The sequence below is a fragment of the Oculatella sp. FACHB-28 genome (genome assembly GCF_014696015.1).
GTDB lineage: Bacteria > Cyanobacteriota > Cyanobacteriia > Elainellales > Elainellaceae > JAAUTN01.
Genome location: NZ_JACJPJ010000043.1, coordinates 190,474 through 216,068 on the forward strand (window position 1 = coordinate 190,474; position 25,595 = coordinate 216,068).

The 25,595-nt window shown below is 51.0% G+C and carries 12 protein-coding genes; 6 read left to right on the forward strand and 6 right to left on the reverse strand.

The window, feature by feature from the left end:
• Positions 1-64: 64 nt before the first annotated feature.
• The 5 genes from H6F88_RS07070 to H6F88_RS07090 all read left to right on the forward strand — a co-directional run bounded on the left by H6F88_RS07070 (position 65) and on the right by H6F88_RS07090 (position 12,283).
• Positions 65-1,969, forward strand: a complete 1,905-nt coding sequence (locus H6F88_RS07070; RefSeq protein ID WP_190642028.1) for a carbohydrate porin — start codon at positions 65-67, stop codon at positions 1,967-1,969.
• Positions 1,970-1,971: 2 nt separating this feature from the next.
• Positions 1,972-4,281: a tetratricopeptide repeat protein gene (locus H6F88_RS07075; protein ID WP_190642029.1), complete on the forward strand. Its 2,310-nt coding sequence runs from the start codon at positions 1,972-1,974 to the stop codon at positions 4,279-4,281.
• Positions 4,282-4,416: 135 nt separating this feature from the next.
• Positions 4,417-6,945 carry a cellulose biosynthesis cyclic di-GMP-binding regulatory protein BcsB gene (locus H6F88_RS07080; RefSeq protein ID WP_190642030.1) on the forward strand — a complete coding sequence of 843 codons (2,529 nt, stop codon included), beginning with the start codon at positions 4,417-4,419 and terminating at the stop codon, positions 6,943-6,945.
• Positions 6,942-9,518, forward strand: coding sequence for a UDP-forming cellulose synthase catalytic subunit (bcsA, locus tag H6F88_RS07085; protein ID WP_190642031.1), 2,577 nt, complete (start codon positions 6,942-6,944; stop codon positions 9,516-9,518). Before H6F88_RS07080 ends, bcsA begins: the two co-directional genes overlap by 4 nt.
• Before the next feature lie 821 nt (positions 9,519-10,339).
• On the forward strand, positions 10,340-12,283 hold the full coding sequence (locus H6F88_RS07090) for an APC family permease (RefSeq protein WP_190642032.1): 1,944 nt from the start codon (positions 10,340-10,342) through the stop codon (positions 12,281-12,283).
• 14 nt (positions 12,284-12,297) lie between these two features.
• Here H6F88_RS07090 and H6F88_RS07095 read toward each other — a convergent pair whose 3' ends face one another.
• The 6 genes from H6F88_RS07095 to H6F88_RS07120 form a co-directional block, all read right to left on the reverse strand.
• Positions 12,298-13,578 carry an MSMEG_0569 family flavin-dependent oxidoreductase gene (locus tag H6F88_RS07095; RefSeq protein ID WP_190642033.1) on the reverse strand — a complete coding sequence of 427 codons (1,281 nt, stop codon included), beginning with the start codon at positions 13,576-13,578 and terminating at the stop codon, positions 12,298-12,300.
• Positions 13,579-13,753: 175 nt separating this feature from the next.
• On the reverse strand, positions 13,754-18,778 hold the full coding sequence (locus H6F88_RS07100) for a CHAT domain-containing protein (RefSeq protein WP_190642034.1): 5,025 nt from the start codon (positions 18,776-18,778) through the stop codon (positions 13,754-13,756).
• Positions 18,779-18,853: 75 nt separating this feature from the next.
• Positions 18,854-19,579, reverse strand: a complete 726-nt coding sequence (locus tag H6F88_RS07105; RefSeq protein WP_190642035.1) for a DUF928 domain-containing protein — start codon at positions 19,577-19,579, stop codon at positions 18,854-18,856.
• 34 nt (positions 19,580-19,613) lie between these two features.
• Complete coding sequence (locus H6F88_RS07110; protein WP_190642036.1) at positions 19,614-22,079, reverse strand: CHASE2 domain-containing protein; 2,466 nt, start codon at positions 22,077-22,079, stop codon at positions 19,614-19,616.
• Positions 22,080-22,162: 83 nt separating this feature from the next.
• Positions 22,163-23,104 carry a DUF1822 family protein gene (locus H6F88_RS07115; protein WP_190642037.1) on the reverse strand — a complete coding sequence of 314 codons (942 nt, stop codon included), beginning with the start codon at positions 23,102-23,104 and terminating at the stop codon, positions 22,163-22,165.
• A gap of 24 nt (positions 23,105-23,128) precedes the next feature.
• Complete coding sequence (locus H6F88_RS07120) at positions 23,129-24,043, reverse strand: hypothetical protein (RefSeq protein WP_190642038.1); 915 nt, start codon at positions 24,041-24,043, stop codon at positions 23,129-23,131.
• 258 nt (positions 24,044-24,301) lie between these two features.
• Between H6F88_RS07120 and H6F88_RS07125 the strand changes: the two genes are divergently transcribed.
• Complete coding sequence (locus H6F88_RS07125) at positions 24,302-25,402, forward strand: calcium-binding protein (protein WP_190642039.1); 1,101 nt, start codon at positions 24,302-24,304, stop codon at positions 25,400-25,402.
• Positions 25,403-25,595: the final 193 nt, after the last annotated feature.

A 25,595-nucleotide genomic window follows, 5' to 3' on the forward strand; every position in this document is an offset into this window, starting at 1 on the left:
TTAAACAGCTAGCCTACCTCTGAGTGGGTCTGTTTTCACACGATCTTTAGGAGTGAAGACCCCAATGAAAGTCGGACTTTTTAAGTCTGTCCTCCTCAACTTTTTATTGTTTTCCGGTGCCTATTTTGTTTGCTTTGAATTCGGTTTTCTTACAGGTTCAACTTTTTCTTTAGGAAAAGCAAATGCCGCTCCCATCCCTGATGCAATTCTGGATGAGTCAAGCTCTGATTCTGCAACTGATCATGATTCATTGGTTGATTCTGAAACAACAGTGGTCATTGCAGAGGCTAAAGGCGTAGCCGAATCAGCAGAAAGTGATTCTCACATTGCGGCACTGCCGACAGACGAGACGCTAAACCGATTTGCTGACGAAAATGACTCAAATTCAGCAGGTACTGCACCACCCGCTCCAGCTCCTATAGCTGCGGTCACGGTGCCTGCCTGGAGATCTCCCACACCTTCCCAATCTGATCCTCAATCTGACTACCAAACTGAAGATGAGTTAATCGCGCAGATGACGGGTGCTACAGCGTCCCCTGAATCGGCGAATGAAACTGCAACTGAAACTGCGACTGAATCGACGGGAAATGAATCGGCGATCGCCATTCCCGTTCCCACACCTGGGATGGTGCCACCTGTATCAGCAGAGACGGGGGTTGAGCCCACATCAGTTATGCCAGGGGCGATCGCTCCCGTTCCCCCAACTGCGGCTATTCCAACTGCCGCTACTCCAACCACCATTGCCTCAACCGCCATTGCTACAACCGATGTAGGAAGTAGGCTCTTTACGCCTGACCAATCTAGCAATACGGCTGCAATTTCTGCTTTTGAGGCAGCGCAAATCAACCAAGTTTTGCCCAGCGTCGCTGCTAGCCCTACGCTTCCAACGACTGCACCCGTTGCCAGTCAAGCGGCTCAGCTAACGCCTCCAGGTGAATCGCTCACCTCACAGGCTTCAGGAGAAAGTTCTTTACTTCGCAGTACGGCACTCACACCACCCTCGATTACCCTGCAAGGTGTTTACATTTTTCAGGATAGTGAATCTTCGGCGCGGGCGCGACTGCGGGCAGTTTATCCGATTACGCCAAACCTCCAGGCAGGCGCGACGCTCGACTTGACGGAAGGGGATGCGCTGACCGATTCGCCAGATGGCGGGCTGAGTATCAACGAACTGTATCTGGCGGCATCGCTGGAAGATGTACCCAACCTGCGGTTTGTGATTGGACAACTCGACCTGACCTCCTACTTTGATCGCAACAGTTTTGCCAAAGATGGGGCAAGTCAGTTCTTTAACCCGGTGTTTCAAACGAACCCAGCGTTGACCGCGACGGGCATTGGTTCTCGCCCTGCGGCACTCGTCAACTGGAGCCTGACCGACAACATCGAAGCTAGAGCTGCTGTGTTTTCGTCGTCTCGCAACATGGGTGACTTTGACCTGGACGGATTTGCTGGAGAAGTTGCCTTCTGGTTAGGAAATGCGATTATCCGAGGCACCTATGCCACAGGCAGCGATGCTGGGAATGACAGCGGATTTAACGAGATTTTTGACGTTGACCGGGGCGATGGCGAGTTTGGGCTGCGCGAGTCTGACCGCGAGGAGTCTTACGGAGTCAACGCTGAAATCTTTGTCCCTGAGCTAAATATGGGAATTTTTGCTCGTTACGGACGTTACGAGAACCGTGACCTGGATGCGAGTGGCGATACCTACAGCGGTGGCGTGACATTTCTGGACTTGTTTATGCCAAACGATCGCCTGGGGCTAGCCTACGGTCGCGGTTTGTCTAACGAGTCACTGCGGAGCCGTTCTGATCGCGACATTCCTGATGTGGCAGAGCTGTTTTATGACTTCAGTGTGCTGCCTAATCTGCGGCTGAGTTTCACTCTCCAGCAGATCGATGGTTTTTCGGAAACGATCGCCGGATTCCGCATTCGGACTGAATTTGACGTTACACCCAGGGGCAGCTTGTAGCCATGAAAAAGTTTGCTTTATCTAAATCCTGTCATCGGCTGGTTAGTCTGCTACTGCTGGCATGTCTGAGTGCGACCCCGCTGTTAGCGCTGGCGATCGCCCCTTCCGATGCTCAAGCTCAGGCGGTCAGTTCTGCCATTCGTAGAGCCTACACGCTGCTGAGCCAGGGGTTGGTCGATCAGGCGATTACGGCTTTTCAGCAGGCGGTGCGGCAAAATCCCCAATCGGTCGAGGCGCAGTTGGGTTTGGCGATCGCCTACCGTCGAGCCGGACGGGATGCAGAGGCATTTCAAGCCTACGAGCAAGTGTTGACCATCGACCCCAATAATCGATTGGCACTCAATACCATTGGCTTGCTGGGTGGCTATCGTTCGGAGTGGCAAAACCAGGGCATTGAAGCGCTGAATACGCTGCTGACCGTTGACCCGAACGATAACCAGGCAAGAGCACAGCGGGCGCTGCTGTATAGCTACCAGGGCAGATTTGCCGATGCGATCGCCGACTACGAAGTTGTGCTGCAAAACAATCCCACGCCGGATGCCGTCCTGGGCGCAGCGCAGGTTTACACCTACACAGGCGACTATCGGCGTGGTCTGGAGCTATTTAACCGCTACCGAGCTAGTGGGCAGTCGATTTCTGGGAATTCGGCGATCGCCTATGCGTTGGCTCTCCAGGAAACAGGCAATCCAGCAGAGGCAATTCAAGTACTGGAACCGCAACTGCGGCAGTCGCCCCAAATTAACCGAGATACGATCCAGCTTCGGGCAGCGTTGGCTTCGGCGTATGCAGCAAATCGGCAGTTTACCGAGGCAGAGGCAGCGATCGATCCCTTGCGCGGACGGGGTGATTCACGCCTGACGCTAGCTCGTGCCCTCAGTGTGATGGGGCGGTACAGCGGCAACACTGCCTATCACACTGAAGCTGCCTCGCTATATCGTCAGGTTCTCACCACGACCAGTGCTTCTCCGGCTCTGGTACGTGAGGCGGCAGACGTGCTGAGCGGCGTGTCGAGTGAACAGGCATACGCGCTTCAGCTTTACCAGCAGTTGACTCCGCAGTTCCCTGATGACAAGGGGTTGCTGACGCAGCAGTTGGTGTTGCAGAGCCAGCTTGGGCAAATTTCTAGAGCCGATCTACGGCAGCGACTTCAGGCAGAATTGCAACCCCTGCCCAGCGATCGCTTCCAGCAACAAGTGATTGCGCGATCGCTGCTGAGAATCGATTCCCCCGATCCTGAACTGTTGCCGATTTATCAATCGCTGCTGTCGGCAGGTGTGAATGAACCGCTGCTTAACTTCCGCGTCGCCCAAATCTTGATTCAGCGGAATGATTACGCTGGGGCAAGAACGGCGCTAAATGCTTACAGTGCAGCCGTCGGTTCCGCAGACCAGTCTCCGAACCTGCTTTTAGCAGAAATCGATCGACGTGAAGGCAACCTGGATTCGGCCGCACAGCGCTATGAATCAATCGTTGCCAGCAATCCGGCAGATGAGGGCGTGTTGAATGGCGCACTGCAAGGTCTGGCAGGCATTCGGCAAGCGCAGGGACGAGTGAATGAGGCGATCGCTTTCTACGACCAGCTGATCGCGCGCGATCCACAAAATCTCACCCTCCAACTTGGACGCGCCAGCCTTGCCTATCAGGGACGGCTGATCTCTGAAGCGGAAGCACAGGCGGTGCTGAGTCGCTGGCTGCAAGAGCGTCCCGCTACCGACACACCACCAGAACTGTATAACCTGGTCAGCGTGTTGCCCGCCAACGCTCAGCGAGAGGCGCTTTACCTGACGCTGCTAGAGGCTGATCCCAATAACATTCCAATTCAGCTCCGATTGGCGCAGGTGATAGCTCAGCGTGACCCTGTTCTGGCACGGGCAAGAGTCGCAGAACTGATTGCCCGCGATCGCACCAACCTCAGCGCCTACTTTGTTCAGGGAGAACTGGCGCAACAGCTAGGCGATCTGGATCTGGCTAGCGAATCCTACGAAACCATTCTCAGCCAGGAACCCAACAACACCGATGCGCTTTCTGCCTTGGGAGGCATTCGGTTCCAGCAGCGGCAGTACGACTCCGCCGCCCAGCTTTACAACCAGGTGTTGAGCATCCGCCCTGACGATCCGGTCGCCCAAACTTCCTTAATTGCCCTAACCGCTGTGCAGGGCAGACGACTGGAAGCGCTCCAGCGGCTCGAACAAATTCAGGTTCAACAACTTGCTCAAGGGATTACAGACGAAAACCTGAATCAGCAAATGCAGCTTTTAGAGGAAGGCTTCCTCCAACAGCGAGGATTTCAGCCCCCTTGGGAGCGGTATTAGGGGCTAGGTGGCTGGGGGCTAAGGGCTAGGGATAAAGATTCTAACCCTCCTCAGTTCCCTACACTCCCCACTCTCTAACCCTCCTACACTCTCTAACCCCTAATTCCTAACTCCTAACCCCCACCCCTACTTCCTATGCGTCCATCTCGTCACTCTCCTCCCTCCTTTCCACTTCGCCGCGTTTCTAGCCGATTTCGCCTGTGGCGGCGTTCCCTCATTTTGCTTTTCTGTTTGAGTTGTTTGAGTACTCTGTTGGGACTAACCACTCTGGCTCAAGCTCAGACCGAGCGCCCAATTCAGCAACAGGAAGAGCAGGTAATTCGGGAGTTTGTCTTGCCCGAAGCGCCGCGTCAGGCTCCGGTTTATCGTCCTCGCCCTGCCCCGCCGAGTGCGCCACCTGCTAGTAGTGGAGGGCGATCGCAACCCTCCAACACCTCCCCTCGCCCTGCGCCTGCTGCTCGTCAGCCTGCACCCGCTGCGCCTGTAGCAGAATCTCCTGAGGAGCCAGCCACATCCCCTGAGGAGCCAGCCACGCCTGCAACCACCTATGAATACATGCTGTCCTTTAACCGCAGCCCGGTGGTGGGAAATCGCTTGCGGCTAGAAGGAATTTATCCAGAAACGCGGCTGGGCTTTACTCGTCCGAGGGGTTGGGGGGTGAAGTCAGCTAAGGCACTGATTCGGTTTCAGCATTCCCCGGCGCTGTTGCCCACCCAGTCGAGCATGACGGTGCGGGTGAATGATACGAGCATTGGCAGTGTTGCGCTGAATCGACCCAACTCTCAGGTCGGACAGGTTTTGTTTAACATTCCCACGTCGCTGTTGCAGGACAGGAATGAGATTTCGATCGCCACTCAGCAACAGAATTCAGAGGAATGCACCGACCCAACTGACCCGATGCTGTGGACGGAGGTGCTGCCCGACTCGAAATTGCTGTTTGAGTTTGAACCGCAGGCAGTCGCCCTCGACTTTAACCGCTACCCTTATCCTTTTATTGATGATTTAGGACTCGATCGCGATCGCCTGGTTTACCTGCGTCCTAAAGAATTAAGTGAATCCTGGCTTACCTCTGCCGCTCGGTTTCAGGCTTCTGCTGGACGCTATGCCGACTTTCGCCCAGTTGACACGCGCATGGTGGCTGATTTGGATCAGGTGCAGGGGGGCGATCGCCTGATTCTCATCGGCACTCCCACCGAACAGCCTGTGCTCAAAAACCTATCGCTGCCCTTCCAATTTCAGGGCAACCAGCTTTTAGACGGCAACCGCAGCACCCTGCCGGGAGATGTAGGTGTGCTGATGATGACCACGCTGGAAGACAACGGCGTTCCAGCTTTAGTGGCTACAGGCAACGATGCTGCCGGGGTTGCCAAAGCCGTGCAGTTTCTTGTGCAGTCTGACGGACAGCCGCTAGGCTCAGGTCAGGCGCTAATCGTTACTAATATCGACGAAGTTTCATCTCCCCCTCCGCGTCAGTGGGATCGCTACCTGCCCACCGAAGACACCTTTACCCTTAGCAGTTTGCGCGGTACGGATGGCGAACCGTTCAAAGACACGACTGTGCATGGCTCTAATGCGCCACCGATTCGGTTTAACTTTTGGGCGTTGCCTGATGACCAGTTTATGCGCGGCAACACGATGACGCTGCGCTACAGCTACAGTCCTCAGGTCAATCCTCGCACTTCAGCGATCGAAGTTCGGATTGATGGCGTGACGGTCGGCGGCAAGCGACTCGCTTCAGAAGAAGGGGGGCGCGAATCGCTCAATGTGAATTTGCCAGAGAGCCTGATTCAGCCCAACTCTCAAATTGAGGTGCTATTCGTTCTGCGACCACGGGTCACAGAGGAATGTGGTCAAAGTCAGGATCAGCAGCTTTGGGGTACCGTTCATGGTGATACTAGCTTTGACCTGAATCGGCAGAATGCGGTGCAGTTGCCCGACCTGCGGCTGTTGCAAACGGGCTTTCCGCTCGCTGCACCTCAAGATCTCTCCAGCACGGCAGTCGTGCTGCCCGACGCACCCAACGATTACGAAGTGATGACGCTGCTGAAGCTGAGCGAACGCCTGGGACGAGTCAGCCGCGCTGACTCGGTAAAGCTAAACGTTTATCAGGCAAACAGCGTTCCAGCAGAGGTACGAGAACAAAAGAACTTGGTGGGAATTGGCATCCGCGATCGCTTCCCCATTCCCGAAGCCTTTGCGGCAAATTCTGGGGGGCTGAGGTTAGGTGAATTCTTTTCTCGTCAGCGCAACAACAACCAGTTGCAAACTTTATCTGATGAGGAAGGCGTAATCAAGTCCGTGATTTCTCCCTGGAATGCCGAGCGTATCTTATTGGCTCTCACCGCCCAGTCAAATCAAGGCTTGGATCGAGTTCAGGAAATGTTTGCTAACGATCCGCTGTTCTTCCAATTCCAGGGAGACACGGTGCTAGTGGCAGCTAATCAACCAAATCCTTCTCCCTACGATGCGACAGGCTATAACTTGGAGTTTCTTCAGCAGACCAACCAGCGGCGAATCGAGCAAACTAACCTGCTGGGTCGGGCTACTCGCTTCTTGCAAGACAACTGGTTTCTTCTGCCCACTGGCATCGTCGTGGCTGCGCTGATGCTGTACGGCATTTCTCAACTTTATATCAACCGCATTGCCAGTGGAGGTGCAAGATGACCAGTTCTTCTCATGAGCATCAGGGCAACCCGCGCCCGACCGGAATCTTGTGGTTGCTCAGCTGCTTACCAGATTGGCTTGGGGTTCTCTTTGGTGGGTTGGGTCGCTCTCTGCTGATGGTGCTGGTGTTTTTGGTGCTGGTGCTGTCGGTGCCACTGATTATTGCGCCACTCACGATCTGGCAACAAACCATCGTGGCGATCTTGCTGATGCTGATTGGCTGGTTTATGGTGCGGCTAGAGCAGCGGCAAACCCAGCAGCAGACGAGTGAATACTTACACTTATTTTTGGTCTGGCTGAGCATTGTCACCACCTTTCGCTATCTCTATTACCGCACCAGCTACACGCTGAATCTGGATAGCTGGGTGAATGGGACGCTGAGTATTCTGCTGTTTGGGGCAGAACTGTATGCGATCGCCACTCTCCTGCTCGCCTACTTTCAAACGCTCAAACTCAAAGACCGCCAGCCCGTAGACCTCTCTGCTTATCCTAAAGATCAGTGGTTTAGCGTTGATATCTACATTCCCACTTACAACGAGGATGTAGAAATTGTGCGAAAAACTGCCCTGGCAGCAATGGCGATCGACTATCCACCCGAAAAGAAGCGGGTGTATGTGCTAGATGACGGGCGCAAATTTCCTGAGCGGCGAGAACAGCTTCGTCAGATCTGCAACGAACTGGGCTGCATGATGCTGATACGTGACAACAACGATCACGCCAAAGCCGGAAACATCAACACGGCAATGCAGCACACGACGGGTGAACTAGTTCTGATCCTGGATTGCGATCACATTCCCACTCGTCAGTTTTTGCTGCACACTGTTGGCTTCTTTTATGACGCCAAAGTGGCGCTGGTGCAAACCCCTCACTGGTTTTATAATCCTGACCCGTTTGAGCGCAACCTGCTGACGCAGGGCAGAGTCCCAGTTAACAATGAGCTGTTCTACAAAGTCCTGCAAAAGGGAAATGACTTCTGGAATGCTGCCTTTTTCTGCGGTTCCGCAGCCGTTTTCCGCAAAGATTATGTGCAGGAAGTTGGCGGCATTGCCGTGGAGACCGTGACTGAAGACTGCCATACTTCCCTGCGATTGCACTCCAAAGGCTACAAGTCGGTTTACTACGACAAGATCATGGTGGCAGGTCTGGCTCCAGAGCGGTTTTCTGCTTACGTGGGGCAGCAGGTCCGCTGGGCGCGAGGCATGGCACAGATTTTGCGGCTAGAAAACCCGCTGTTTAACCCCAAACTCAAACTCAGTTTGGCGCAGCGATTGTGCTACTTCTCGGCGACTTCTCACTTCTTCTTCGGGTTTCCTCGGTTGATGTATGCGATCGCCCCCATCCTCTACCTGCTGCTGGGCGTTGACCTGATTCGCGGTTTAGGTACAGAAACACTAGCCTACGCCCTGCCGCATATCGTGTTGGCGATGAACGCCAACTACATCACCTACAAAACTGTACGCTTTTCCTTCTGGAACGAGATCTTTGAATATGCAATGGCATTTCAAGATGGTCTGGTTACCTTCATGGCGTTGCTCAACCCCAAGTTGGGCAAATTCAACGTGACCGCCAAAGGTACGATGGTCAACAAACGCAGCTTTGACTGGAGTTCTGCCCAGGTGCCTGTGATTGTTTCCATTCTGCTGCTGGTTTCCCTGATGACGGTGCCCTTCTGGTTAATCTTGCGACCCGAAAACCAGGAAGCTGTAATCATCAATGCCGCCTGGAGTGTGTTTAACCTGCTGCTGTTGATTGCCGCAATTCTCGTTGCCTTTGAGCAGCCTCAGTTGCGCCGCGCTCACCGTCTCGATCGCCAGCTTACAGCCATCATCTATAGTCAAGACCAGACCTGGACAGGTAAAACCCTGGATGCGAGTGAGACGGGTTGCCGCATTCTGCTAGAAAATTGGCCCAACCTGCCCGATCAGATTGAGCTAGAACTGGTGGGCGACTTTGGCGCACGAGCATTTCTAAACGGGCAAATCATTCGGGTAACGCCGCAAAATGATAATCAGATCATCGTAGCGGTAGACTTTGTTAATCCGACTCCAATCCAGTTTGACGCACTGGTGTTGGTTCTCTACTCGGACGTTAACCAGTGGTACTCCCAAGAACGCCAGAACTTGGACAACCCGTTGGGCTCGCTCAGGTTTTTGATCACGGGACTCTTCCGGGTATTCCAAGATCCCAAACCAGACCCCAGAGTGACGGTGCGAAAACAGGTGAGCGCAGCTGTGCAAATCTATTGGGAAGGGCAATTTCACCCTGCCACAGCAACCGAGATCAATACCCGCACGCTGCGTCTGGAGTTGACTGAAAAGACAATTCACAACCTGGATGAGATGAGGCACAACAAGCCAGCAATAGGACTGTTAGTCAGCCAATATTCCACTGACCCACTCCCTAAACGGCTGATTGCTCAAGTTGAGACGATTGAGTTGCCAGGACGGATGGTAGATACGCCTTACAGTGCAGCCTCTACAACTAGCCCCACGGTGATCGAGTTACGGTTTCCTAAGAATCTCGATCGCCAACAGGGAATCAAAATCAAACAGCTTCTCAAAACGCTGAGGTGAAACAGCGTTCTGTTTAGAACCTCATCCGCTCAAAACTTGATTTATGGAACAAAGAGGTTAGGGATATCCCTAACCTCTTTGTCTTATGAAACTCTGAAACCTAATAACACCCCGTAGGTTGGGTGAAGCAAAGCGCAACCCAACAGAATCCACATAAGCATTGAGCTTCACGTCATTCCACCTCATCTACATCAAAAGATGTGTCAGCCAATTAACCCTAACCGCCTCTTTGTGAAAGAGAAAGATCCAGGCTGGAAATAGAAGGGCTTCACGTCAACAGTTGAGTTATTGCCCTAGCACAGAAGGTTTAATTCAAAAAACACGACGAAATCTTTTTCCAGGGTGACAAAACTCTTCTCCAGCACGACAAAACCTCTTTTCGGTGCGACAGAACCTCTTTTGGGGATGACAGAACCTCTTTTTGGCACGACAGAACCCCTTTTTGGCACGACAGAACCCCTTTTCGTCATGATCAAGGTCTGATGTTGGATGCTCAAGCCAAAATTTGGGAACGATTGGAGGAAAGTCGCGGCTTTTTTCTAATTGTGGGACTCGTAATATGGCAAGTCTGAAGCTTTGGGTTCCGCTCTGCTCTACCCAACCTACCGTTCTAATATCCACAATTTGTGCAGGTTGGGTAGGTTGGGTGAAGTGCAGCGGAACCCAACTTTCTAGCTTAACGCGCTACTAACCGTTCTAATGTCCGCGAGTTGTGCAGATCAGGTTCCGCTGCTAACTGAGTTGTAAAAACGTGGATTAGACCATTTACAGTGATAAAGCTTGTTCTGAATACAGGTTTAATCCAGCGAGGTGCAGGGGTTATGGTTCGCGCAGTTAGCTCAAATAAGTACTACCGCAGAATGATGTGCTGGTTGCTTGAGGAAGATAAGCAAACTATAGAGGGCCCTTATCCCAAAGAGCAAACCCATCAGAAACATGTTTGGTGGCAGGTCATGTGCCTTACGGGAGTTGATTACTTCTCAACTCTAGGCTACCAACCTGGAATTGCGGCTTTAGCGGCAGGCGCTCTTTCCCCATTGGCAACCTTAATCCTGGTGCTGCTAACGCTGTTTGGAGCCTTACCTATCTATCGACGGATTGCGGCCAAAAGTCCTCATGGCGAGGGTTCAATTGCAATGCTAGAGCATCTGCTTCCCTGGTGGCAGGGTAAGTTTTTTGTGCTTTGCCTGCTGGGTTTTGTGGCAACTGATTTCATTATTACTATTACGCTTTCAGCAGCGGACGCTACAGCTCATATTATTGAGAATCCTCTAGCCCCACACTTTTTGCACGGGCAGGCGATCGCCATCACCCTCGTACTTATTACCCTACTGGGAGGCGTATTTCTCAGGGGATTTCAGGAGGCGATCGGTCTGGCGGTTTTTTTGGTGGGTGCTTACCTGCTTTTAAACCTGATCACCATTGGGGTTGGGGTGTCTCAAATTGTTCAACAACCTACGGTCATTGGGGATTGGCAACGAGCTTTGTTTGCCAGTCATAGCAATCCTTTAGCAATGTTAGGTGTGGCAGTTCTGCTTTTCCCAAAACTGGCACTGGGTTTGTCAGGGTTTGAAACGGGAGTCGTTGTAATGCCTCTAGTTAAGGGAAATAGCAGCGATAGGGAGGACTATCCAATTGGGCGCATTCGCAATACGCGGAAGTTGCTGACCACAGCAGCATTAATTATGAGTTTCTTCTTGCTGAGCAGTAGCTTGGTGACGACACTGCTAATTCCAGCAGCAGAGTTTGAACCGGGAGGCGATGCTAGCGGTCGCGCTCTGGCTTACATTGCTCACCGTTATTTGGGCAATGGCTTTGGCACGATCTATGATTTGAGTACGATCGCCATCTTGTGGTTTGCAGGTGCATCTGCAATGGCAGGATTGTTAAACATCGTGCCGCGCTACTTACCGCGCTATGGCATGGCACCGAACTGGACGCGAGTCACTCGCCCGCTCGTTCTGGTCTATACCATTATTGCCTTTGCTGTAACTATTCTCTTTAAAGCGAATGTAGAAGCCCAGGGAGGAGCTTATGCTACAGGCGTGTTGGTGTTAATGACTTCTGCGGCAGTCGCAGTTACGCTATCCTCTCGTCGCCACGGAACCCAACGAGCAAGATTCGCTTTTGGTGCCATCACTTTAGTATTTATCTACACCACTATTGTCAATATTATTGAAAGACCTGAAGGGATCAGAATTGCTGGCTTTTTCATTGGAGCGATCGTGCTGACCTCTCTGGTTTCGCGGGTATGGCGATCGACTGAGCTACGGGTAGAACAAGTTGAGATGGATGAAACGGCTCGTCGTTTTATCGCTGACGCAAGCCAACAGACAATACGGCTGATCGCGAATCGGTTTAATGTTGGAGATGTCGAAGAATACCACCAGAAAGAAAAGGAAGTCCGAGAGGATAATCATATTCCGTTAGAAGATCCTGTCCTCTTTCTAGAGGTTCAAATTGTTGATGCATCGGAGTTTGCCGATATTGTTCGAGTGAAAGGCACTACCGTCGGAAATTACCGCATTCTGAGGGCTGAAAGTGCTGCTGTGCCGAATGCGATCGCTGCCATCTTACTCTATACCCGTGACCAAACTGGCGAACTTCCTCATGCCTATTTTGGCTGGGTAGAGGGAAACCCCATTCAATACCTATTGCGCTTCATTCTGTTTGGGGAGGGTGACATTGCGGTTGTGACCCGCGAAGTGCTGCGTAAGGCGGAGAGAGATCCTGAGCTACGTCCCTCAATTCACGTTGGCGGGTAAAGCAGAATCTCTAGCTAAGAACCAATTAGAAACTCATTGACGACACTCCAGGCATTAGAGTAGGAAACTTTCTTCTTTGCTGTGATGTAATCAGCCAGGTAAACGGCATCTCGTGCAATTCCCGAAAATCTTCCTGACCCCCAAGTGTATAGCCAGGGAAGCCCCAGGAAGTATAAACCCCACACATCGGTTACACCTCGATCGTGTCCCGGATAGCCCTTTCCGTCAAATACCGGAATCTCTACCCAGCCAAAATCTGACTGATATCCAGTACTCCAGATCACCGTACCAATATCCGCTTGCTCACAGTCTAGAATTGCAGCTTCCTCTTCTGGCTCCCAAACTGGTTTGTAAGCGGGCTCTGTAGGCGCTTGAATGTGATTCTTTTGGATAAAGTTATCAATGGTTTTCTTGATACTCTCGGCAACCGCATCCGCTTGATCCAGGTTTTGCTTTAGATCAGAGTCAAATTTGAGCTTACTGTCGCTGATCTCTTTCAGTCTGCCATGAAGCTGCATTCCCTCAACGGCAAATTGACGCAAGTCAATCTCTCGCCCACCATCACGTCCGGTGACATAGTGATTGGCTTTGGCTCTCACTTTATCTTTTTGCGGATGTTCGCTGATAGACAGGTCATAGTAGCCCATCTGGTCGAGCCAATCTACCACATCCTTTCCTCGATATCGACGGGGCGATCGCGGCGCACTGCCCACACACAAATGTACCTTTTTCCCAGCAAGGTGTAGATCTTCTGCAATCTGGCAGCCCGACTGTCCTGTTCCCACAACTAACACTGCTTTGTCAAACAGAGATTGAGGATTCTTATATTCAGATGAATGCAACTGCACAATGTGTCGGGGAAACCGTTCAGCAATTCGCGGTATTTTGGGAGAATGATAGCTGCCGGACGCAATCACAACTTGATCGGCTGTAAATTCTCCAATCGAAGTTACTACCTCAAATTTTCCTTGAGTATCTTTTCTTACTTTTAATACCTCAACGCCTTCTTTCACGGGCGGATTAAATGATGCAGCATATTCCTCAATATATTGAACGATCTCATCCTTCTTCATGAAACCATTTAGATCTGCACCAGGATAAGAATATCCAGGTAGCTTGCACTGCCAATTAGGAGTCACTAAACAGAAAGAATCCCAGCGCTTTGAACGCCATGAGTAACCAATCTGATTCTTCTCAAAAACAATGTGATCGATGCCTCTCTCTTTCAGGCAATAGCTCATGGATAAACCTGCCTGACCACCTCCTACAATGATGACAGAGTAGTGATTGTTCATTGGCTTGCTTCTTACTGGTTTAGATAACACATTCAGAGTAGAGGTTGACAAACGAGGTGTTTTGTATCTCTAGCTACGGAAGTTTTAAGTCTAAACATAAGGTCAGGGAAGACAATTCTTTTGATCAAAGCTAGCCCTCTTCATCATTTCCCCCTGTCTAAACTGACAGGTTCTTCTAGCGTTGGGGTGTAGAACCAACCAGAGTAAACGCAGCCCAATCGCGGGGATTAGGATAGGTCTGCATTGCGCTGAGCATGGATTGTCGTAATGCTTGGGCATCATCGAACTGTTGTCGATAGCGGTAGAAATCAACCATCAGTTGCGATGTGGTATCATCGGGGACTTGCCACAGGGAAACCATGACGCTGGGGGCACCTGCGGCAATCAGCGATCGCGACAGTCCAACAACTCCATCTCCGGTAATCTTTCCTCTTCCTGTATCACAAGCACTTAGAACGACCAATTCTGCATTCAGCGACAGATCTAGAATTTCGCCAGCGGTGAGAAATCCGTCTTCGTCAGCGGTGGAGGGAGCAAGGGCGATCGCCCCCTGCAAAGGATGAGTTTCGTTGAACAATCCGTGAGTAGCAAAGTGAATGATTTGAGCATCTGATAAGCGTTGTCTGATTGCAGTTTCAGTTGCATCGGTGCCCGTGATTGCAGTGGTGTTTAGTAAGTGGGCGATCGCCTCAGCTTCAGCTTCAGCATAGGGCAAAGGGGCCAGGGAACCGGGCATGGGAGCAGGATTGCCAACCACAACGGCTGTTTGGGCTGCACTGGCAGGACGCTGTTGACTCAACTCTAGTACCTGAACGGCTGATGTCGTAAGCAAGGTGTGTTGTTCAATCAAATATTGTCCATCTGGGGCTTGTAGTGCGGCGAAGGGAACCAAAAACAGGTACTCTTGTGGCACAAAAATCACTCGTTCGTTGGGGTCGTTAGGCAACAAGTCAGCAATTGGCTCAATCAGAATTTGATGAAGCTGCTGTAAGCGACGATATTGAGAGCGACGAACCTGAGGACGCTGCGATTCGACGGGATACACTTCTGCCAGAGCAACGGGGGCAGGCAAGGTGATTTCAGGATGGCTGAGGGTGACGGTACCTGCATCTAAGTCAACTGCTGTAACTTGATAAGGTTGCCAACTAGACGGTTCGCCCAACCGTCGCACCAAGTCTCCGGGGGTGAGCGCAGCATTGTCTCCTGTTCTAGATTCATGGGTGCTGGAATCACGGGCGACTCCTTCACCTCGAATGCCTTGTCGGGCCACGTTTGCCAATTCTGCGAGAGAAGCATTGGATAAACTGGGTAGCGATCGCAAATCAACCCGTCGAAACGTCACCTCTCCCGTTGGCGCAATTACCCAGATGAATAACTCCGACTCCTGGGGTTCGTTCAGGGATTGCTCAGATGCGCCATGAGGGGTATCTACTGCCTGTTCTCGGATAATGCTGTATTCGACTAGCGTGGCGTTTTGGTCGATTGCGGTTTGACGCAACTGGCTTAAGTTAGGAGGTTCTACAGCGAATTGCTCCTGATCAACACCTGCTGCATCTCTAGCAATGAGTTCCACAAATGCCCTTGCCCGTCCTCGTTCTGAGACTTCCAGGGCGATCGCAGCTTTATCCTGATCGGCTAACACTTCCTGGAGGTTGCGGTAGGTTGCTGATTGCGTCTCAAAGATTGACACTTTCAATGCATCATTGTTGCCTAACCCTGCCCGCAACGACTCCCACACTTCTATCCCTGCAAATAGGGCTTGTTCTGCTTCAGGTAAGCGATCGAGATTAAACAAAGCATCCCCCAAGTTAGTCAGGGCAATACCTTCTCCCAGTCGTGCTCTCAGTTCGCGCATGATGATTAGGCTTTGTTCATGGTGAGTGACTGCCTGGATGTAGTCGTGGCGATAGGAGTGAGTCGTTCCCAAATTCAATAAGGCTTGGGCTTCCTGCAAGCGATTGGTTAATTCTCGCGCTAAAGCAATGCTCTGTTGGTGGTAGGTAATGGCCCGATCAAATTCCCTTGTGCCGGTGTAAGCATTGCCCAAATTTCCTAATGTTTGCATCTCACCATAGCGATCGCCAACCGACTGAGAGAGGGTTAAACTCGCGTTCTGATACTCGATCGCCTGTTCATAGTCCTTTTGCATGAGGTAAGCATTTCCCAGGTTTCGCAAAGTGAGCGATCGCCATTGGGGTGCAACTGTAACCGAGATTTTTTCCAGTCCTTGCGTGTAGTAATCAATCGCAGTTGGGTAGTCCCCTAATGCTCCATAAGCTGCACCAATACCAGATAGGGCAATGCCAACTTGAGTTTGATCGCCTGCCTCCTGAGCAAGCTGTAACTGCTGTTGGTGGTAGTCAATTGCCTGCTGATAATTGCCAATCACAAAGTGAGAAATGGCTAGATTGTTCAGCGAGTAGGCTTGCCACTCAAAGTTCTCAGCAGCTTGGGCGATCGCTAAATTTTGCTCGTAGCAGTCAATCAAGAGTTCGTACAGTCCTTCTGTGCGATCGGCTGCACCCGTTGCTTGGATTCGTTCTGCTTGCGATTGACAATTCTGCATCCGTTGCTCAATTGAGCGATCGGATGATGTAACAACTTGATCAGGACTTTGATTAGAGTTTGGATTAGACAATGAGCTAATCGAATCTCCATTAGCAGATAGTGTAGATGTGGACGGCTCCCCACCAGTAGGAGCAACAGCAATAGACTCATCTACTGATGGCTCAAAGTCGGGTGAAAGATCAGGATTAGATGTATCAAGATCAACTGATTCTTCAGGATTAGCCAGATTCGGAGTGTTAGGTATTCTAGGTTCAATCGGCTGTGCAGGATTGGTTGGATCTGGTCCACCTGACGTTACAAAGGAAGGAGGAGGAACTTCAGAGGTAAAGTTATTTGATATCCCTGAATGTACTCCTGCGCTACTGCCACTTCCTGAAGTTCCATTCAAGAGGATGCCTTGCAAGAATGATCTGGGTGGTAGAAAGAGGAGTGGCGGCTCAGGCAGAACCACATCCAGAATGATGAGTGGCGTTAGCTGTGGGGATTGCGCTAAGGGTTCGCCCACTAACCGATCTGTAGCAACCTGTAAGTTGAGCGGAAGTTGTTCTAGTGGGAATGCGTCTGGAGGAGCAGGCAGATCGGTTCTAGGGGAAGATGGTTCAACGATTGGAGGAAGATGAACTGACTCAACCACATTGAAGTTAACGACTACTGGCGTTGAGAAAGAAAGGCGATCGCTTGCCCTCACACTAAACGCATCTAAGTCTCCCAAGGTTTCAGCAGGCGGGGTGTAAACTAAAACGTCATTGGAGCTAACGGTATCTCCTGGACGCAGCACAACTCCATTGCGAGTGAGTCTGCCGGAGGCGATTGCCACAATCTGTATTGCTGTATTGTCTGCATTCGCGTCACTCGCAATCAGATTTAGCTCTGCCAATGTAAATGAAATAGGCTGACCAAGTTCAATCTGAGGAATTTGCGATGCCTGCGGGAGTGTAGGAGCCGTGTTTGCAAAGGTGACAGAAACTTCGTTTCTTGCTCCGCGAGTTTCTGTTCCGACGGTTGCAAAGGTTTCATTGGTGAGGGTTACTTCACCTGTATTGATTGCTCCGGCTGTACCATTTTCGCTAGCATCACCGACAATAAACGGAACATTATTAGGTCCTCCGTCATGTTGAACGGTGACGCTGCCCCCATCGGCTATGTTGGTGACGCGTCCCTCAGTGATTGTGCCTTGAGTGTTGATAGTGGTTCCAGTACCCGTTCCACGTACCGTTCCGTTGGCGAAAATTTCTACATTTCCGCCTATTCCAGTTGCACGAAACCTTGAGTTTGCTTGTGCAGTGGTGTCAATTCGAGTGAATCTAATGTTACTGCCATTCACACTGCTCTCTAACCAAATATCCCCACCTATTGCAGTGGCAACTGTAACCGACCCGCTGACCTGAGCAAGAGCAGATGTGTCAAAGGCTCCTACGGTGATACCAGCGTTTGCGAGTAGCCGGATCTCTCCTGCTGTCGCAGTGGCATTGCTGGTATCGAGTAAAGCGGTAGCTTCAGCAGAGGTATCAATCGTTCCTGCGGCAATCGCATTCGTAGATTGAAGTAACACATCACCACTCTCTGCGACCACGTTGCCTAGATTCACAGAAACATCTGTTGCGGTGCTGATTCGACTTGCGATAATATCTCCTGTCTCCACTGTTCTTCCCGTCGTCAGTTGCACAGAGCCGTCAGGATTAGCGATTAAATCGGTTGCGTGATCGATTTCGCCTCCGGTTAAGAGTTCTGGAAGTGATGCAGGGGTAAAAGGTAGCGCGTTTGGGCGATCGCTTCCCAAAGGTTGTACATCCAGGCTCAGGAGCGAACCTTCCTGGCTGATTCGTACTAAATTTTCCCCTGGGACGGTAGCGATCGTGACTCCTCTCGGTTCGATAGCGGCCGTGTCTCCTCCCGGAGCGGTCAATGTTCCGGTGCTAATGACTGTGCCGCCAATGAGTGACAGTGAGTTACCAGCAAGGACGCTTAAATTGCCTGAATTGACGATCGCCCCCGGTTCACTGGTGGTGAAGGCAAACCGCTCTGGTTCTCCAATTAAGCTGGCAAAATTGTTTTCTCCGGTAGCGCTAAACCAACCTTCATCAAAGCCAATGCCGTTGGCAGTCGTAGCAGTAAAAGAACCTGCTAGATTCAAGCTAGCATCCGCTCCGAAGAGGATTCCGGCTGGATTAATCAAATACAAATTTGAGTTACCCTCAGACACTCGAATTATGCCATTAATCACAGAAGGATCGCCTCCTGTGACTCGTCCTAGGATATTCTCGATGCCTACTTCAGAGATAAAATTGGCAGTTTGATCGGCATCCAGCCCAAATGCTTCAAAGCTGTGAAACAGGTTATTACCCGATCGCCGACCGTCTTGAATATTAAACTGATCACCCACTTGACCCACCGTTGTCCCCACTCCATCCCCTGCCGGACGCACATTTTGCGCGACGAGCCATTCGGAAGGTGCGATCGCACCATTCGCAGAATTTGAGAACTCCACCGCAAAGGATTCTGGTGAATGGGTGATCGATTCAGTCGAACTCACCGAACCTACAGCAGTAGTGAGGCTAGAGGAATCGATTGTTTCTGAAGCCGGCAGAATAGGAGGTACAGGAATTTCGGGGGAAAGGGCGATCGCTAGCATAGTGAGGTTAACCTCTCAACTAGATGGGGCAAATTGAGAATTAGAAATCAGAAGTGACGTTGTGAACTGCAAACATTAAGAACAACACTCAGTCAGTGGAACGGGCAATAAATCTTCCAGACCGACTACGGGATGCTGCAACAGGCTTTCCCAATCCGACTCAAGGGCTTCATCAGTGGGGTTGAGCCGTCGCAGTTGGTTTAACTGATCCAGTGCGTCATACCAAAAGCCATGAGCCGCAAGCAAAGAGACCTGCTCTTTGGGAGAAGCAGTTTGTAACTGTTGAGTGAGTTGAACGGTGGGCGATCGCCTCACGATCACACCCGTCACCTGAAAATGGGACTGGGTTTCAGCATCACATACAAAAGTAAACTGCCAGCGATAAAGGCGATCGGGTTCCAACGCGGGGGCCTCTTCGGGTAACGAGAATTGCCCAATTCCCGCTGCTGCGGTCTGAAATGTAGTGCGATAAACCGCCTCCTGGTGTCCCTCATCAGACAGCGTCAGTTCTACCGCACTTGCTGCGTAGGGTAAATAAAGCCAGAAAGTCGGATGAGGGGCGAGCGTTTCCCCCCAGTTGGTGGAAGGAGCAAGTGCAGTAAAGGGAATTTCAGAAGTGGGGCAAGCCGGACGACTCCCTGCATCCTGAGTTTCTCCGGGCGCACCCCGATTGGGTGGATTGTAAGTAACGTTTTTGGGTTGAGCGAAGTGAGTTCCTGCATTTAACGCGGGAGAGATTAGCGCAACCAGTATTCCTGTTGTGATCAGTTGCGTGGTAAAGCTTATCCAATTGAGATGCATGATTCCTCCTGATGGGGCGGAGTGGAAGTTCAATTCAGTCGGGGTTCGGTCGGGTAGATTGGGCAATGTAACGTCTACCCAGCAGCAGTGGTGCAGTGCTGCTTATTAGCGCCAGTCCAGCGGGCACCAACGGCAACCACCAGCCTGCAATCAATGCAACCCATGCGATGCCGTAGAGCATAGCTACCGCTGTACTCAGGGCAATTCCTAATATTATTTCGTTGCGACGAATTTTCCAGGCCAGCCCAGCGCCGATCGCTGACCACAGAGCAATCCAGGCGCGATCGCCCCACTCTGGTAGCGGGTTAAGAATTCTCCGTCCATCCAATGCGGCTGCCAGCAAATGATTCACCATTTGTGCCTGGATGTGAACGCCTGCAATAGGTTTCGCTGCCCAGGTGCCGCTATCAGGAGTAAAAAAATAATCTGTAGGATTCGTTACAGGAGCAGTCATGCCAATCAGAACGGCGCGATCGCTCAAATTCGGTAATGGAGCATTGTTCAGCAGTTGGGATAAACTTAGGCGATCGGCAAATTGCTCCAATTCTGCATAATTAAGCAATACCTGAAATCCCCAGCGATCGATTCCGTGATAAACTCCCCCTTTCGTTTCCAGGGGGGTAAATCGGGCATTCCCTAACTGCATCTGGTGATTATCTAACGTTTGAGGCTTAATGCCGTCCTGATCCAGATAGTGAAGTGCAACTATCGTGTTGAGCGAAAAGCGTGTAGCACACGGGTCAGCCGGGTCAGGCTGCATAAACATTAGCTGTCGTCGCAACACTCTGTCGGGATCAGGCACCACATTACTGAAGCCCAGTTGCGTTTCTGGTAAGTCGGGTGGAGGACTGATGCCCGGTCGGTCAGGATTGTCGCTACGCCGAACACTGCACAGAGACACTACATTTGGCTGCTGTAACGTTTGATGTAGGGATGTAATCGCTTGACTGCGAAAAATATCCAATCCAATCACACGGGGTTTTTGGGACTGTAGCCGGGCGATCGCCTCACTCAACACTTCATCTGGCAAGGGATAGCCGTAGGTATTTACATCGGATTCCGTTGCCTCAATGATCAGGAGACGTTTGGGTAAAGTTTCTGTTGGGCGCGATCGCATCAACTGGTCAAAAGCAGCCAATTCCCAGCGCTGCAATAATCCTAGCGATCGCACTCCCATCATTCCTGCTGCGACTACCACACTAGTGACAAGAGCCATCCAGAGCGGCAGTTGACGGGCGATCGGTTGGGGAAATGTAGTGGATGAGGGAGACTGTGATGGTGATTGAGGTGTTGCTGGTTGGAGGCATGAATCGCGTAGGGGCGTTTCGCGAAACGCCCCTACAGGGGGGCTAGATACCTGTGAATCATCCTTGTGTCTAACAACGCCTGGGGATTCTAACGTAGAATTGTGCCGCAAGGCTTGCCAATCCAGAGGAGGTTCTGCGGAAATGTGATAGAGGCAGGGCAGCCAACTGGCACAAGGAAACTCTCGCTCTAACCCCTGTAACCGTTCTCGCGCCTGCCGCACCGCAAGATAAAGGGAATCCCCCTGAGAGAAGGCTCTGAGAAACTGTGTGAGAAATGCTTGAGCAATCCGGTCGGGCACAGGTTCTCGCATTAGAATCAGTTGCGGCAGGCGCAGTGGCTCTAGCTCGTGAGCTAACCCCATGCCATCACACGAGTTGAAGATAGCAAGCTGAAGTCCCTGAGCGATCGCCCGTCGCAATCCATATTTCAGCTCTGCCAATGTCAAACTGTCATGAGGATTGATCGCAATACAGCCCTGTTCTGCTTGCGTGTGGCTATGTCCAGCAAAGAATAGGATATGCCAGGGTTGATCCCAGAGGTGGTCGTTGATCAGGGAACGGAGTGGTTCCACCAAAAAGGTTACTTCTGCATCAGGTAAAGCTTGCAGTAAATGGCGATCGACTTCTACGTCAATACCGTTGCTATCTCCTAGAATCGCCAGAATTCTAACTATAGGAGGCTTTGAAGGGGATGTGCAGGGTTGCGCTATTCGCTCTAGCGTGGGTGCGCCTAACGTCACCTCAGCCTGAGGATAGCGCTCTATCAAATCCCACAAATGCCAGGGCAGATGAGGAATGTGAGGGTCAGCACTGCGAATCACAATCCGAACTGAGTCATCCCGATTTAAAGATTCCCGCAGTCGCAGATCCAATACTCGAAATGAGTCGGCAGTGAGCCACTGTTGCAGGCGATCGCCCAGTTCTACACCTGCCTGCCGACAGGCTTCTACCAAATGAATTGAGCCTTGATAAACAATCGCTTTTGGTTTGATTCGGGTAGCTCCTTCCAGGCTGTGATAGTGCTGCTGCCAGCGGTGTAACTGTTGCACCAGTTCTGGGCTTGGGGGAAGGGCGCCACTCAGTTCCAAGTCAGGGAGATCGCCATCGGTGCCGATCTCCAAAGTCACCCGAAATCCCTGACGTTGAAAATCGCCATCGAATTTAAAGGTGACTAATTTGGCGATCGGAGCCATAGCGTTTCCAGTTAATAATTATCCAAGTAGGTTGGGTGAAGCAACGCGAAACCCAACGCCTTCTCAGCGTGGTAGTACACACATTACACCCATCTACTAACAATAAAAGTCTCTGTAATCGAGCAATCATCTAACACAAGCTGCACCTCAAACTGTTCACCCGCTTCAGCCGTGAACTGAAGCTGCATCGCTTCTGTACTTCTTGCTTGAGCGTACATCACTTCGGCTCCTGCTTCATCCAACACCAACAGTTTCAGCGCTGGTGGCAGGTGGGGATGTTCTGCCGCTTTTACCTGCACCCAAATTTCTATCTCCTGATCTGATACGGGCAGCAGCCCCACCAAGAGCGAAACGGGAATTGTGCTGGACTCGGTTTTCAGGGTTAACACTTTTCCCCGTCGAATGATGGGTGTATTAGATTCCCCCGCATAAACAGATAGAGCGCCCCGAAAATCAAAGGCAGGCTGAGCCGGATTGAGAATGGGGTCAAAAAACTCACCAATCGCTTGCCAACTGGCATCTGCTACATTTCGCAACCATTCACCTAAATTTACAGGTGCAGAAGCCGTTTGCTGAAGCTGGCGCAAATGGGTCAACAGTTCGGTGAGCGATCGCAACTCGCTCAGGGCAACCCGTTCCGCTGTTGTCGTCGGAACAAAGCCAAGGATCGAGGCTTTTCGTAATGATTCATCAAGCTGCACCGCCACATAACCAATGCGATCGCTCCACACATCCGGTGGAATTCGTATCTCGGTTTCATTGGGCAACACTGGACGACACTCTAATGTGCCACAGGTTTGCACCTTTAAACTTGCACTGTCCATTAGCCAGTGGTCATTAAAATTAGAGGAATCCGTTTGAAATTCCAAACATTCCAAATAGAAACTCACTGCGTAAACAGCCAGTGCATTCAAGTAAACCTGCTTTGCTTTGGGCGAAGCGGTGTGCTGCTGTCGCAACCGCTCCGCCTGTCGATGTGCCGCCAGTGCTAACGTAACCGTGAAAGGTGGTTCGAGATGAATCATAGGTTCCCCCGGAAAGAATAGCGATTAACTGAACAGATGCTCCTGGAATTTGGGGGCAAATTTTTGACAACACCGTTGAAAGAAACTGCTCAAAGTGGGAATTTTGATACCCAGACGCACGGAAATGTCTTCCCAGCTTTTATCATCAAACCGATCGAGGGCAATATTACGAAAGTTAGCATCGGGGCGATCGCGAATGTGAGTTTGTTGAAACACCTGCTCAGCATCCTGCTCAATGTAGTCTCGCAACAGTTGAACAGGTGAATCGGACTCCTCAGGTTGGGCGAGATGTTCCAAGTCGTTCAGGTTGGGTAATTCAGTGGTTTCGCGATCGCTAAACTCGTGGCGACAATCAATCATCACCCGCTCTAACCGAAAGTTAACCCAGTTCATAAACTTCTTATCTCCCCGCTCCGGGTCGTAGTTGTCGATCGCGCAGCAGATATACGTCAACGTGCGGTTCACCGCCTCGTCATACAGCAATTCGTAGAAAGATGGCGTAAAAGTGGTGCGGTGGGGACGAGCCAAACGCCCTGAAAGCTTAATAGCAGTAACCAACTGCGTGAGTGCATGTTGCCGTTCAGCCGTTTGGCGAGGATGACGCTGTGCCTCCATTGCTAATTGTTTTAGCTGGACATCATCTAACACCTGTTTTAATGCAGCCGTTTGTAGGGCGATCGCCCAATCTCGCGCAGATTCTCGTGCAGAATTGTAATGACTTAACGCCTCCACAATTACATCTAATAAGTGGTTACGAGTATGCTCAAAAAACTTCTGATAAACCTCGGATAGCGGTTGTCCGGGTAGCGCTCGACCGACAGGACGCGATCGCAAAATTTCATCCACCAATGTCAATATCGGTAGCTGCACAGGCGATTGCTCACCCTTACTCACCAGCAGTTGGGCTTCCTGCACCAGTTGTGTAAGTCGGTCATCCATAATGGAAACCCTGCTAAAACTGTCTTGCTCAGACTGTCTCGCTCAGCGTTCAATCCTATTTCACCAATATTATGAAACGCTGTTTCGTTTGACGAGTCAAAGCTATTTACCTTTACTCCATACTAATTGCTTCAGATTATGCCATTTGTTTCAAAACTTAAAATTTGATTCCTTTGCATAATTTTGCCACCGTTTCCCGGAGTGATAGTCGAACAGAAAATTTACTGTTCCTGCAATCATCACTTTGGAGAAACTATCATGGCAGTCATTATTGGAACCGCAAATGCAGACGTTCGCATCGGTACACTTAACGACGATGCAATCTATGGTTTTGGAGGAAACGATCGCTTATCAGGGTTGAGAGGCAATGACGTAATCTATGGCGATCGCAGTCCTAGAGGTGTAAATGTCGGTGTTCCCGGAAACGACACCATTTTTGGCGGTGACGGAAACGACACTATTTTTGGCGAGCAAGGCAATGATCTGCTCTTTGGCGGCAATGGCAACGATCGAATGTTTGGCGGAAACGGCAACGACCGCATGTATGGCGATCGCGGCAACGATTACTTAGACGGTGGTAATGGTAACGACAGAATGTTCGGTGGGTTGGGCAACGATACCCTCAATGGTGGATTAGGCGCAGACACCATGTTAGGTGGACTGGGCAATGACAACTATTATGTGACCGCTGGCGATCGCGTCATCGAAGGGGCTAACCAGGGAACTGATACGATTCGATCTGCTATCAACACCACTTTGCCGGATAACGTAGAAAACCTGATTCTGACAGGAGCCGCTCCAATCTTTGGCTTTGGCAATGTGTTGAATAACGTGATTACGGGCAATAACGCCAACAATATTCTCTCTGGAATGGACGGAAATGATCGGCTATCAGGAAATGGGGGTAACGATAATCTGATTGGCGGTAGAGGTCGCGATCGCTTAAACGGAGGTGGGGGTAACGATCTCTTAACCGGAGTCCGAACCTCTCCGCTCATAGGTGGCAATCCTGGTGCAGGTGAAATCGATATCCTCACAGGCGGTGGTGGCAATGATAGGTTCAGCTTAGGTAATACCTTCAACGTCTATTACGCGACGGGAGGCGGCACAGATTTTGCTGTCATCACCGACTTGTCGGCGGGAGACAACATCGTGCTGAATGGTACAGCATCAGATTATGTCGTACAAAACCAGTTCATCTTCCTCCCAGAATTGGGTGGGAACGTACAAGGGACAGGAATTCGCCGCGTCAATGGCAACTCTTCGGATCTAGTTGGGTTTGTGCAGAATGCCGTAGGACTGAACTTGAATAGCTCAGTGTTTGACTTTGTTTCCCCTCAAATTGCTCCAATTGGGTAGGGCGATCGCAGTTCCTATTATCGAATTTCCTCATCCCCAGAGCCTCTAATATCAAATTCGTCTCTGAGGTGGCGGTATCGGTAGATACTGTGCATGTAGGTTGAAGTCAAGCAGGTTGAGGAGTTATGTCAGTTTGGGGTCAAAGGGCTTCTGCGAATGCAAGACCCCGAAGACCCAACGAATGACCTTGTGC